Here is a 12766-nt window from a genome sequence, read left to right on the forward strand (position 1 = left end):
TTTGATTTTGGCGACGCGAACTTCTATGGCTCCACCTACACCTACGGACTCACTGGCCTTAGTGGGGCGCATCCACTGAATGCCCCGATCGTTGCGATCATCCCAACGCCGAACGGCAAGGGGTATTGGCTGATCTCCAAAGATGGTGGGGTCTTTGATTTTGGCGACGCGAACTTCTATGGCTCCACCTACACCTACGGACTCACTGGCCTTAGTGGGGCGCATCCACTGAATGCCCCGATCGTTGCGATCATCCCAACGCCGAACGGCAAGGGGTATTGGCTGATCTCCAAAGATGGTGGGGTCTTTGATTTTGGCGACGCGAACTTCTATGGCTCCACCTACACCTACGGACTCACTGGCCTTAGTGGGGCGCATCCACTCGCTGCCCCGATCGTGGGGATGGCCGCGGTCCCGAACGGCGGGGGTTATTGGCTCGTGGCGGCCGATGGTGGGGTCTTTGATTTTGGCGACGCGAACTTCCATGGAAGCCTCGGTGCACAGAAAATCTCCGCTCCAATCGTCGCTATCGCCGTCGCCGGGCAATCCAAGCCCACCATATCCACGACAGCTCTACCTGGTGCAATCGTCGGTCAGCCCTATACCGATTCAATCGACGTAACCGGCGGGGATGGCCCCGTAACAGTCACAGCCACTGGCCTGCCATCGGGCCTCACGCTCACTCCGAATGGCACGCTCGAAGGGACACCGGACACCGCCGGGTTGGCATTCATTACAGTTACCGCCACCGATACTCAAGGTACCACCTCCAAATCGATTGAACTCTCCGTCACCAATCCCCTCCAGGGGCAGTTGGCGAGCGCCACCCCACAGGCATCCTCCAACTGGGCTGGCTACTACGTCGAACCCGGTAGTTTCGACGCCATCACTGGCACCTTTACGGTGCCCTCGCTCTCGGCGAATCAGCCAGCGTACTGCGACAGCGGCCAGACAACCCCTGGCTGTTCGCTCTCGGAGTGGGTGGGAATCGATGGAGCAACCAACACTTCGCTCATTCAAGCTGGTGTTGAGCTGACACCGCAAGGTGCTGGTTCTACCTATCAGATCTACCCATGGTGGGAGATTTTGCCCAACGTCCAGACCAATGTCAATTCCCTCTCTGTCAACTCCGGCAACCAGGTCACCGTGAATATCTTTAAGACCATGAACGCGAACAACTGGGAGATTCAGATCATCAATGACACCACCGGTGCGAGCTTCACCACGACGCAACCCTACAGCGGTCCTGGCGCATCGGCCGAATGGATCGCCGAGGCACCCTCGACCACGAGTGACACCATCCTTGAGGTTCCTACGCTGAACACTCCTGTCAGCTTCACCAACCTTGGCATAGGCGCCACTGGCTCAATCTCGGATGAGGTGCAGACCTATCTCTGTCAGGTACTTCCCGTCCAGCCAGGGACGCTCACCAATGACAGCTTCCAGATCACGCAACTCTCCGGTGCCGCCGAGAGCGGTCCTTGTTCCAACGGAGCATTCTTGAATGCTACCGCTGTGCTTCACGAGTAGTACGCTTGGCTTATGAAGTCGTTCTCCCACGTGATGGTCGCCGGTCTTGGAGTATTAGGTGCACAGATCGCCTACCAGGTTGCCTATTCGGGTGCGAACGTTACTGGCTATGACATCAACGCCAAAGCCCTGGATGATGGTCGACACCGTCTTGAGCAGCTGCGCGATCGCTACGCTCGTAACCCCGGCTCGCATAACCCCGACGACGCCCAACTTGCACTCGACCGGATCAAGCTCACGAGCGATCTCACCGAGGCCGCATCCAGTGCCGAACTGGTGATAGAGGCTGTTCCTGAGAATCTGGAACTCAAACGCAATTTCTACCAGCAACTTGCCCCGCTCCTCTCGCCTACGACCGTCATTGCGACCAACACCTCGACGCTGTTGCCAAGTGACCTTGCCGAATCGACGGGGCGGCCTGATAAGTTCCTCGCGTTGCATTTTGCCAACGAGGTCTGGCTTCACAATACGGCCGAGGTCATGGGGACATCGGCGACCGATCCGACCATCTATCAACGAGTTGTCCAGTTTGCCACCGAGATCGGGATGGTTCCCATCGAGATCAAAAAGGAGCAGGCTGGCTATCTCCTCAACTCATTGCTCGTCCCCTGGCTACAAGCTGCCAGCAGTCTCTTGATGCGGGGCATCGCCGAACCCGAGATGATCGACATGACCTGGCGAACCGCGACCGGTGCGCCAAGCGGACCCTTCCAGATCTTTGATGTGATCGGCATCCGAACCGCCTACGCCGTCTCGATCGCCGGTGATCAGACTCAACAAGAGTTTGCTGCCTATCTGAAGGAACACCTCCTCGATCAGGGAAAATTTGGGAAGGAGTCGGGGGAAGGTTTCTACCGTTATCCTCCAAAGACCCAAGATTCACCGAGTTCCTAGCGCGAGAGCCGTGCCTGAACCGCGCCATGCCCGTCGAGTCGATCATCACTACTTGACCGACCATGCGTATGTGGATTCGAGTCGACTTGGGGCCAGGATCGCCATCTATGACTATCAGAGCCCAAAAATCGACCTCGAGGACGAGGTACGTATCGCTTGCGGCCCAGTTCAAGGTCTCCGCGTCCTTGACGTAGGCAGTGGTAACGGACGTCATGGGCGGACCCTTACCCATGCCGGTGCTCATGTACTTGCCACCGACCTCTCGAAGGGAATGCTCGACAGTGTGGAGGGTGTCTGGGCCAGAGCTCAGTCCGATGCAGAGGCGCTACCCGTCGCAACTGGCTCCGTTGACCGAGTGCTCGCCGCCCATATGCTCTACCATCTTCGCCACCCCCAACGCGCCATCGAAGAGTTTGCACGAGTTCTCAACGCAGATGGACGACTAATCGTCACCTCGAATACCGAATCGCACCTCATCGAAGCACGGCTGCTCTGGGACGAGCTCCTCGACAACTACGGGCTTGACACGGCCAATTCGGATCTGTCACTGATGAACCTTGAGCTGCCAACTGATCGCCTGTTGGCAGACGTCCAGCAGCATTTTGTAGACGTCGATTATCACCTTTTGAGCAGCTCCATCATCCTAACGGAGCCAGCAGCGCTCGCCAATTACGCCGCCTCGACAACGGCAGCGATCACGACCAATGAACTCGGGTACGACCTCTTGCCAGCCTTCGGTGAACGGATTCGCGAACACATCGAATGCGACGGTGAGTACCGGCTGACCACCCAGGTCATTCTCATCACCGCGACTGCAAAGCGAACGTCCATCGTCTCGGAATAACACCATTGGTGGAGCAATCAGATTCGATCTGCCACGACCTTGACGAGCAACTGCCGCACCTACCCGCTGTCCCTCACGACCCACCATGACCACCCGTCGATCGTGGCCAAACGGCTAGACACCAAGCAGATGACGCGCCTCATCACTGGAGCGGAGATCAACGGCCGTTGCCTCAAGACGGATCCTCCCCTTCTCAAGGACATAGCCTCGGTCGATGATGGAGAGGGCAAAACCCATATTCTGTTCACTGATCAGCATCGACATGCCAAGGTTCTTGAGTTCATGAAGCTGTCGCCCGACCTCTTCCACAATGGTAGGGGCAAGGCCTTCAGAGGGCTCATCGAGGAGTAGAAGCTTCGGGTTGCCGAGCAGGGCCCTCCCCAACTTCACCATCTGCGCCTCGCCACCCGAGAGCACGCCAGCCCGACGATCCATCAGCATTGCAAGCTTTGGAAAGGCTGCGACGACGCGGTCGATATCCCATGCGGTCTCGCTCTTGCGCGCGGCCTTAGCGGCCAACACCAAGTTCTGTCGGACCGTGAGATCTCCAAAGACCCGTCTCCCACTCGGGACCAGTCCAACCCCCATACTCGCGATCCGATACGCTGGCTTACCCTGGATCTGGGTGCCTTCAAAACTCACCGTTCCCGAGCGAGGAGGTGTCAGACCTGTCACACTACGAAGTGTCGTCGTCTTACCTGCCCCATTACGACCTAAGAGTCCGACCACTTCACCCGCCTCGATCGAGAGGGAGACACCTTGTAAGACATGGCTGCGGTCATAGTAGGTGTTGATGGAGTTCAGCTCTAAGATCACGAAAGCCCCTTACTAAACTCAGATGTACCCAGATACACCTCAACTACGGTTGGGTTCTTGCGGATCTCATCCGGCGGCCCCTCGGCAATCGTCTGGCCCTGGTGCATGACCGTCACGACATCGGCGAGCGAGAAGACAACGCTGACATCATGTTCCACAATGAGCACCGTAATCCCGTTCGTCTCCACAAGTTCTCTGACCAAGTTCACCGCTCGCGAAGTCTCCGAGGGAGACATCCCTGCCGTTGGCTCGTCAAGTAACAACACCTTGGGTTTCATTGCCAACGCCAAGGCGACCTCCAAGGCGCGCTGGTCACCATGGGAGAGATCACGCGAGGTTGCCTGCGCGAGCCCTGACAGTCCCACCTGATCAAGGAGAGAGGCCACTTCATCATCGACGTCTTGAGCAAACTTGCCAAAGAGCTTCTCGGAGTGTCGCCGCCGCGACGTGACCGCGACCTCAAGGCACTCACGCACGCTCAATCGCCAAAAGACATTGGTGGCTTGAAAGGCACAACCGAGTCCACGCATCATCAGCTTGTGGGTTGACAGACCCGTGATGTCACGTCCATCGAGTGTGACTTTTCCCGATGTTGGACGCAACTCACCGATGATCAGGGAAAATAGCGTCGACTTCCCGGCCCCATTTGGCCCAATAACAGCGCGGATCTCACCAGGCATGACTGCGAACGAAACGCCATCAACCGCTCGAAAACCGTCAAACTCTTTGACGAGGGATTCCACGGCAAGGATCGGTTCCGCCATCTCAGTCACCCCCCTTCTCATCAACGGCTCTGTCACCAACGGTGTTGTCATCGAAGATCTTCTCATCGAAGACGTCATGCGCAGCTAACCCCTCGGCATCTTCGTGGACAGGAGCCCTGCGCCCAAGCCTGGTCAACACGAACCGTTTGATCGGGCCCCCTAGTCCAATGAGCCCGTCTGGGGCAAGCAGGACGACACCGACGAGCACGATTCCGAGCACCAACTCCCACTGCGAGGTATATTGGCTGATCTCAAGCTTGCCGACCTCGAAGATGACAGCCCCGATGACCGGGCCCATAAAACTCCCGATGCCTCCAACTAAGGCTGCCAGCAGCGGGTTGCCCGCCTCAAGCCAGTTGAACAGGTGTGGATATGCCGATGAGTTTTGGACGACTAACAGTGCTCCAGCGATCCCCGCGCCAGCGCCAGAGATCACAAAACCGATCAGCTGGTGCTTATAGACATTGACCCCCACCGCAGCCGCTCTCCGCCGGTTCTCGCGAATCGACTTCAGCGTCACGCCAAAGGGAGAGACCATGATGAAGTACATGATCGCTATCGCGATGACCGCGATGACCGCGATGAAGAGGTAGCCAGAGGTCACCCCAGAGATATTCTGTGGCACCATATTCCCAAAGATCCCCGTCGCTCCCTGGGTATAGCTGTAGGCCTGTTCGACGATGGTGTGCACGAGCTGCGTGAAGGCCAAGGTCACCAGTGCGAAGAACCACCGTCGTGTACGCAGCGCAATGAGACCAACCGGAACAGCCGCTATCGCCCCCAGAATGGGGGCAAGAATGAAGAGCATCCAGAACGGTAACTTGTAGTGATACCAGCCGAGAGCAAGGGTATAGGCACCGACTCCATAGAACAGAGACTGCCCAAAGGTCACCAGCCCGCTGTAGCCGACGACGATATTGGTAGACACGGCAAACACCGCCATGATGAGCACCGACTCCAAGATCGAGATCTGCCCTGAGCTGAGCACAAAGGTAGCGATGATTAACAGGCCAATCCCAATGAGGGCCCAGACCAAGGGCCCCCGATCGGCCTTGACCGGTCCAGCAAGGTCACCTGCTGGAACCGCTGGCTTGCGTGATCGAACAATCGCCATCGTGTTAGTCTCCTGTTCCGGCACGGCCAAAGATGCCACTCGGCCGCACGACCAGCACCACAATCATCACGACATAGACGCTGATAGGAGCGAGGGAGGGCAGATAACGGGCACCAAACGCGTCCACGAGTCCGATCAAGACAGCAGCCACCGCAGCACCCGAGATCGAACCCAGGCCGCCGATGACCGAAATAATGAAGGCGTCGATGAGAATGGACTGATCGAGGCCTGCCGAGATCGAGATCTGCGGAGCGGCGATTGCACCAGCGATCCCGGCGAGAAGGGCTCCAAAGGTGAAGACAAAGAGGTAGATCCGCGAGACGTTTACCCCAGTCGAGGCCAACAACTCGTTGTCCTCCACAGCGGCTCGGATCTTCCACCCGAGCGTCGTGAAGCGCAACAGCGCAAACATCACAAAACCCACCGCGAGCGCGACCACGATAATGACCACCGAGTACTTCGGAAACGACTGCCCAAAGACGGAGAGACTGCCCGCAACCGACGGTGCAGCCGACACGGTACGGTCCGAAGATCCCCAGATCAGGAGACCGAGGTCTGCAAAGACATAGAACAACCCAAAGGTCGCCAGCATCTGCGAGAGATGTTCACGACGATAAAGGCGTCGCATGACCGTGACCTCGACGAGAACACCTAACGCGGCAATCACCAGGGGCGCGATAATCAACGCACCCCAAAAGTGCAACTCGGAGCTTGACGCCCCGACCACGGTAGAGACGACAAACGCCGAATACATGTAGAAGCTGCCATGAGCAACATTGATGAGACGAAGCGAACCAAAGATCAGCGTCAGTCCCGCACCAACGAGGAACAGGGTCCCAGCCTCAGCAAGTCCGGTCAAGATGGTAACCAACACACTTCCCAAGTAGCGTGTCCCCTTTCATGTTCACGCAGGTGGTGGAACGTGCTAAACCGCGCGCTCCACCACCTGGGATTTCCAGTCCGTTAACCTCGAAGCTTGAGCGCCTCTGAACAGGACATCAGGGTCTTGGTTGGGCTCGACACGAACAGGTCGGTCAGCAACGGGAAACCGTACTTTGCCGAGACGGTACTGGCCACCTTCCCAAAGTAATCCGGTACGACCGCCTGGTTATCACAGGCCTGGAACTGGAAGCTACCTTTGAGGGTATGGACCGTATCACCTTTCAACGCCGCCGAGACCGCATTGCCGGTAAAGGACTTTGCCTTCTCTACCCCCTGCGCCCAGCTCTGCACCGCCGAGTACCCCAACACGCCCCACTCTGAGGGCCACGAGCCATACAGGGTATGAAACTGATTGGTAAAGGTCTTCATCGCTGCCGTCTTAATAGCGAAGAACGGAGCTCGGTCGTTGAGGTAAAGATTCTTCGTCGGCGTTGCCTTGCCCAAGGCCAGCAGCGTATCGGTACCCGTTGGGCCAAACACCGCTGTCTTCGAGAAGAGATTGTAGCTCTCCGCCTGTTTGATGAACGTGACCTCATCTCCACCGAAGATCCCCAGGAAGATCATCTGCGGATGTGTGGCTAACGCAGCGGAGATCGCGGAGGTAAAGCTCGGTTGACCGATCTGGGTATAACTCGTTCCAAGGTTATCGAGCTTGATACCAAGACTCTTCATCGAGGCCTGGAACGAATCAATGTCGTCACGGCCAAAAGAATAATCAGGAGTGATGAAGTAGTACCGGCGGTAGGGCAATTTCGATAAGTACTGCGCAGCACCCAACGGCTCCATGTAGGTATTCGGCTGCAATTGGAATGCATACTTTGAATAATCGGTGGTCACGGTCGCGATATCGTTACCATTCCAGATCATCAATGGTAATTGATATTTTGTTGCCAACGATTCCATGGCGCCGACGGTTGAACTGGTAGACGCGCCAAAGAGTGCGGACACATGGTCATCCTGAATAAGGCTCTGGGTATTTGAGATGGCCGTTGGTACCGATGCGTTATCGTTACGAAAATCGACCAACACCTTCTTGCCGAGGAGACCGCCGCTCTTATTGATCGCGTTCACCGCCATCGTAATGCCATCATCACCATCGACACCGGACTCTCCAAAGAATCCACTGGTCGCGGTATCGACACCAATGGTGACCGTCCCAGTGAACTTGCTCTTCGAACTCGATGAGCTTGTCGAGCTACTGGAGCTGCTCGAACCGCAAGCGGCGAGCAGCGCTGCTGCCATGGCTACACCAGCGATTGCAACGACGCGTTGGCGTGACTTCTTGAACTTCTTCGTCATACTGACTATTCCCCCTACAGCTATCCACAAAGGCCCTGAATCGTTAGATTCTGTATCCTTTGCAATCATCCCCATGATCAATAGAACCGTTTTATTCGCCTCATTGCGAATATCGCGAACACCAGTGAGCGATCAACATCAAGTACGGTTCCCCACTTGGTTATCATTAAAGATACCTGCCCGTAACACAATTGTCAACTTCTGCCAACAAAACTGTAACAAAGAAAGCGATTGATAAATTACCCAGCAGTAGCTTTCTGCCGTGGTTGGACTCCAATTTGGTACAAATAGTACAAACTTGCCAAAGTTGCCATGGAGCCAAATCGCAGCATTTGGGTCCACGATCGGCTTCCCCATAACCGTTATGGTTCGAGGAAAAGCGATGGCACTATTGCCACGCTGAGTGCCAGCAGGCACCGGGAACAAGACCTTTAGCTGGCCAGATGCAGCATTCATTCAACTCACAAGCCACGCAACGGTCAGTGACATGGGCATATGGGTAGCGGACCTTGTTAGCACGCGTGCAGCAGATCTGAGCTCGCAGACACTCCGATTTAGCCGTGCGGAATGGAGAGTGACTGCGCTCGATGCAAGAATGCAGGGGATGGGCGAGCGCTCAGGAAATACATGGACCCCATTCGGGTGGAAAGGAGACTACCACCGATCAGGGCGTCCCAGCCTCAGCCCGGATCAAGCTCTCGATGAGCGGCCCCAATAGACTCCCAGCCTCATCAACCAGGGGGTACTCTTCGGCTTTCACCATGGCGCGACTCAATATAATTCCCCTGACTGTAGCCAAAATCAGATGAGCAACGACCCGAGCCCGATCCTCTGGGACCCCAGTGCGCTCAACCAGAAACACTGAGATAAAGTCGATCCAGTCATTCATGGCGTGAGAGAGAAACTCGCCGTAGAGGTCGCGCTCTCGCATGCTCGCCCCGACGAGCTCAAAGAAAAGCTGAGTGGCGCCTTCATTGTCAGGGTTTGAGATGTCCACCATCGCAGCTCGCACATAACGCGATGCGAGTTCGGGCCCGGCGTCTTCTTCCCGCAACGTCGCTTGCAACCCACCGCGTTGTTCGTCTGCGAAACGTGCAAGCAACTGCTCGAGTAGCTTGTCCTTGGTGCCAAAGTGATGTTCGAGTGTGTTCGGTGCCACGCCGAGCTCATCAGCGAGCTTCCTATACGTCAATGACGCAAGGCCGTTAGCCTTCAGATACTCGGTCGCCTGTTCTGTCAACTGCTCGCGCCGAGGGTTACCTTTGTCACTAGATTCCATCGCCTCAGCCTAGAAGGTCTCACGATAAAACAGCTGGATCCAACGCCTCAATCCCTCAGAGATCAAGGTCACTCGGCACCCTCAAGATAGGCGCAGCACGAGAGAGCACTGCTCAGCGAATCAACTCGCTGTTCACTCAGTGCCCCAACACAGGGCACATTTTTTTGGTGGTCGGAACCGGCGTCGATCCGGTGACCTCACGCTTTTCAGGCGTGCGCTCTACCTGCTGAGCTATCCGACCATAACGAGCGATCGTGGCGGACCCGACGGGATTTGAACCCGCGACCTCCGGCTTGACAGGCCGGCGTGCACTCCGAGCTGCACCACGGGTCCCTACGCAATCGCTTGCAAGAAGATCAGTATATAAGACCCGCTCTCTCTCCCACTGCAGAAGCGAGAAAACTCAAGAACGGTTCACTGACGCTAGCAGTCGGTCGCCAACCTCAGCTGGAACGACCAAGTCCCCAAAGCCCTTCAGGGGTTCGAGTCCTGGCTTAAAGGTACCGTGGTAGTCGGAGCCGCCGGTGACCAATAGATCGAGATCATGGGCGATCTGTGTCAGCTCTCTACGTTGTTCCGGGGTGTACGCCGCATAGAGACACTCGAGACCGACAAGTCCTATCCGACGGAAACCAGCCAGGGTTCTGGCCAGCGAAGAGAGGGGCAAACCGAGGCTGAGAGGATGTGCCACGACCGCCACCAACCCAAGGTCCGCACAGAGTGGTCCGATCTCATCGAAGCCAAACAAGGTCTTGGGGCGGTACAGTGGCCTTCCCTTGGCCAAGTACCGGTCGAAGGCGTCCTGGATACTCTCGGCGTAACCATGGTCGACAAGGACCCTTGCAAAATGCGGCCGGCCCACACTCTTGGCTGCAAAGTCCGTGGTTCCTGCCGCCGTAAGCACCTCCTCCTCGGTGATCGCAAGCCCATGCTGATTCGCCTGATCTAGGAGCTCAAGATTACGATTCCGCCGCGCTACTGCAAGTTCGTCGATCCTCGCCGCGAGCTCGGTGCGAGCGAGTGAATGCCCGTAGACAAGAAGATGAAAGGTACCACCGTCCCATCGCAACGAGAGCTCAACGCCATCGGGGGGTGCCAGCTCTGAATCGATCACCTTGGCAAAGGCCGCACTCCCCGCCAGGGTATCGTGATCGGTCAGGACCGCCAGATGAACATGTCCAAGGCTCGCCGCCAGCTGATCAGGAGGCACCGAACCGTCCGAGGCATCCGAGTGGAGATGAAGGTCACAGCGAGCTTCCATGGAGGTGAGTCTAGCCTCGGCCCTCGTGGCCGCACGGAACCAAGCGGCCATTGTGCACACTGATGGTCCTCCATGAACCGTGCAGTATCGCTACGCGAGCCAACAACGTCTGGAATATTCGCCTGAGATTATCGCCTGAGATAGGGATCGCCTCACGCAACAACCGATCGGTGCACCTGAGGCGCATCAGAAGATACGCCAGGGGAACCTCGTCCCAACAAGCCACGCAACGTTGGGACATCCTTGAAGAGCGACGTGGCCCATTCTTCCCCAACTCGCCACTTGTCCCACAATAGTCACGTGACCGTTGTCGGCACCAAGCACACCGAGGGTGTGACGCGCTAGCGCAGCCAAGGAGATCCAGGCTAACGAGACGGGCCAGTATGCCTGTCACCAGCGAACAGGCGATGCCGCAAAGGGCTCTCCATCGACACCACGGAGGCTCTGGCCAAGACTACCTGGGCGAGACCATCGTGTCGGGGCGAATTTTCGCTTCACAAAGGTAACAGAAAACAGCGCAACCCATCCCGGGGTGGGCGAGAGATGCTAGGCTTAACATACCGTGATCGAAGATCCCCAGAACGACAATTCGGAGCACGATCAACTTGAACGTGATCATCCGGAGGAGGCTTGTGGGGTCTTTGGTATCTCACTGCCAGGTGAAGCCGTCTCTTACTTAACCTTTGACGGCATCTACGCGCTCCAGCACCGTGGTCAGGAGTCCGCCGGCATGGCGGTCGCTGACAACGGCGAGATCACCGTGGTCAAGAACCTCGGCCTCGTCAGTGCGGTCTTTGATGACTCGACACTCGCCTCCTTGCCGGGAGGCATGGCGATCGGACACACCCGTTATGCCACCGCCGGGGACCGTAGCTGGCATAACGCACAACCCATTTTCCGTGCCAGCGGTGAGTATGGCGTCGCTGTTGCGCATAACGGCAACCTCACGAACTCCTATGAGCTCGCAGATCGTCTCTTCGACACCATCGCTCGGCAACCCTCCGACACCGAAATCATCGCACAACTCATCTCGGTCTCCGTTGCGCGATCACGGCCGGCTTCGGTCCACGACTATGCGGATGCGGTACGCGGAGCCCTCGTCGAACTGCGTGGCGCCTACTCCCTTGCCATGCTCGATGGCGATCGGATCATCGGTGCACGCGACCCCGATGGTTTTCGACCCCTTTGCCTCGGCACCATTGCACCGAATGGATGGGTCATCGCCTCGGAGTCCCCGGCCCTTGACGTCATTGGCGCTGAGTTCGTTCGTGAGATCGAGCCAGGCGAGGTCGTGATCATCGACGCAGATGGCGCCCACAGTTTCCCCTCGCCAGAGGCTTCGCCCTCTCACCTTTGCATCTTTGAGTTCGTCTACTTTGCTCGTCCCGACACCAAGCTCCTCGGCAAGGAGGTGCACGGCACTCGACGGGCGATGGGCGAGTATCTCGCTCACACCCTTCCAGTCGCCGCGGACATGGTGATGGGTGTCCCTGACTCAGGAGTGCCTGCCGCCGAGGGCTACGCACTCGCCTCTGGCATTCCCTACGGTCAAGGGCTGGTGAAGAACCGCTACATAGGACGGACCTTTATCAACCCAGGTATCAAGAGTCGCCAGGACGCGATTCGCCGCAAGCTCAACGTCTTAGAAGAGAACGTACGGGGCAAGCGTGTCGTCGTGGTCGATGACTCCATCGTTCGGGGTTCAACGACCAAGTCGATCGTCCGTCTCTTAAAGCAAGCGGGTGCGGCCGAGGTGCATCTTCGCATCTCCTCGCCACCGTATCGCTGGCCCTGCTTCTACGGGATTGATACACCAAACCGACCCGATCTGATCGCGGCGAACCACAGCGTGGAGGAGATCACCGAGATCCTCGGTGCAGACAGTCTCGCCTATCTCCAACTAGGCGATCTCCGCAAGGCGATTGGCACTCCAGAGGGCTTCTGCGATGCCTGTCTGACGGGTAGCTATCCTGTCGAGCTCAGCACCCATCTCGCCGGTCAACAGGTGCTCTAGAAAGGACAT

General features: G+C 57.2%; 11 protein-coding genes and 2 tRNA genes. 4 read left to right on the forward strand and 9 right to left on the reverse strand.

Going from position 1 to position 12766, the window contains the following annotated elements; genetic code table 11:
* The 3 genes from M7Q83_RS04660 to M7Q83_RS04670 all read left to right on the forward strand — a co-directional run.
* On the forward strand, positions 1-1530 hold a 1530-nt coding region (locus M7Q83_RS04660), incomplete at its 5' end, for a G1 family glutamic endopeptidase (protein ID WP_298335876.1).
* A gap of 12 nt (positions 1531-1542) precedes the next feature.
* Positions 1543-2424 carry a 3-hydroxyacyl-CoA dehydrogenase gene (locus M7Q83_RS04665; protein WP_298335878.1) on the forward strand — a complete coding sequence of 294 codons (882 nt, stop codon included), beginning with the start codon at positions 1543-1545 and terminating at the stop codon, positions 2422-2424.
* A 10-nt stretch (positions 2425-2434) separates the two neighbouring features.
* Complete coding sequence (locus M7Q83_RS04670; protein WP_298335880.1) at positions 2435-3268, forward strand: class I SAM-dependent methyltransferase; 834 nt, start codon at positions 2435-2437, stop codon at positions 3266-3268.
* A gap of 114 nt (positions 3269-3382) precedes the next feature.
* Here M7Q83_RS04670 and M7Q83_RS04675 read toward each other — a convergent pair whose 3' ends face one another.
* From M7Q83_RS04675 to M7Q83_RS04715, 9 genes are all read right to left on the reverse strand, one after another.
* Positions 3383-4084: an ABC transporter ATP-binding protein gene (locus M7Q83_RS04675; RefSeq protein ID WP_298335882.1), complete on the reverse strand. Its 702-nt coding sequence runs from the start codon at positions 4082-4084 to the stop codon at positions 3383-3385.
* Entirely contained in the window at positions 4081-4899 is an 819-nt protein-coding gene (locus M7Q83_RS04680; protein ID WP_298335884.1) for an ABC transporter ATP-binding protein, read from the reverse strand. The genes M7Q83_RS04675 and M7Q83_RS04680 overlap by 4 nt, the downstream gene beginning before the upstream one ends.
* Entirely contained in the window at positions 4850-5962 is a 1113-nt protein-coding gene (locus tag M7Q83_RS04685; RefSeq protein WP_298335886.1) for a branched-chain amino acid ABC transporter permease, read from the reverse strand. Before M7Q83_RS04685 ends, M7Q83_RS04680 begins: the two co-directional genes overlap by 50 nt.
* A gap of 4 nt (positions 5963-5966) precedes the next feature.
* Positions 5967-6836, reverse strand: coding sequence for a branched-chain amino acid ABC transporter permease (locus M7Q83_RS04690; RefSeq protein ID WP_298336169.1), 870 nt, complete (start codon positions 6834-6836; stop codon positions 5967-5969).
* An 89-nt stretch (positions 6837-6925) separates the two neighbouring features.
* Positions 6926-8203, reverse strand: a complete 1278-nt coding sequence (locus M7Q83_RS04695) for an ABC transporter substrate-binding protein (RefSeq protein WP_298335888.1) — start codon at positions 8201-8203, stop codon at positions 6926-6928.
* A gap of 664 nt (positions 8204-8867) precedes the next feature.
* Positions 8868-9482 (reverse strand): TetR family transcriptional regulator, encoded by a 615-nt coding sequence (locus M7Q83_RS04700; RefSeq protein WP_298335890.1) that lies wholly within the window; start codon positions 9480-9482, stop codon positions 8868-8870.
* Between the two features lie 165 nt (positions 9483-9647).
* Positions 9648-9723: transfer RNA gene (locus M7Q83_RS04705), tRNA-Phe, on the reverse strand.
* Between the two features lie 14 nt (positions 9724-9737).
* A tRNA-Asp gene (locus M7Q83_RS04710) sits at positions 9738-9815 on the reverse strand.
* 70 nt (positions 9816-9885) lie between these two features.
* A complete protein-coding gene (locus M7Q83_RS04715; protein ID WP_298335891.1) occupies positions 9886-10743 on the reverse strand; it encodes a hypothetical protein in 858 nt (285 codons plus the stop codon).
* 562 nt (positions 10744-11305) lie between these two features.
* Between M7Q83_RS04715 and purF the strand changes: the two genes are divergently transcribed.
* Positions 11306-12757 (forward strand): amidophosphoribosyltransferase, encoded by a 1452-nt coding sequence (purF, locus tag M7Q83_RS04720; protein ID WP_298335893.1) that lies wholly within the window; start codon positions 11306-11308, stop codon positions 12755-12757.
* The last annotated feature ends 9 nt before the right edge of the window (positions 12758-12766 follow it).

The sequence above is a fragment of the Ferrimicrobium sp. genome, assembly GCF_027364955.1.
Lineage (GTDB): Bacteria > Actinomycetota > Acidimicrobiia > Acidimicrobiales > Acidimicrobiaceae > Ferrimicrobium.

What these genes read in the sequence shown, in the direction of transcription:
- M7Q83_RS04685 (WP_298335886.1), bottom strand. Translation starts at nt 5,962, where the DNA reads ATGGCGATTGTTCGATCACGCAAGCCAGCGGTTCCAGCAGGTGACCTT.
- M7Q83_RS04715 (WP_298335891.1), bottom strand. Translation starts at nt 10,743, where the DNA reads ATGGAAGCTCGCTGTGACCTTCATCTCCACTCGGATGCCTCGGACGGT.
- M7Q83_RS04680 (WP_298335884.1), bottom strand. Translation starts at nt 4,899, where the DNA reads ATGACAACACCGTTGGTGACAGAGCCGTTGATGAGAAGGGGGGTGACT.
- M7Q83_RS04665 (WP_298335878.1), top strand. Translation starts at nt 1,543, where the DNA reads ATGAAGTCGTTCTCCCACGTGATGGTCGCCGGTCTTGGAGTATTAGGT.
- M7Q83_RS04695 (WP_298335888.1), bottom strand. Translation starts at nt 8,203, where the DNA reads ATGACGAAGAAGTTCAAGAAGTCACGCCAACGCGTCGTTGCAATCGCT.
- M7Q83_RS04700 (WP_298335890.1), bottom strand. Translation starts at nt 9,482, where the DNA reads ATGGAATCTAGTGACAAAGGTAACCCTCGGCGCGAGCAGTTGACAGAA.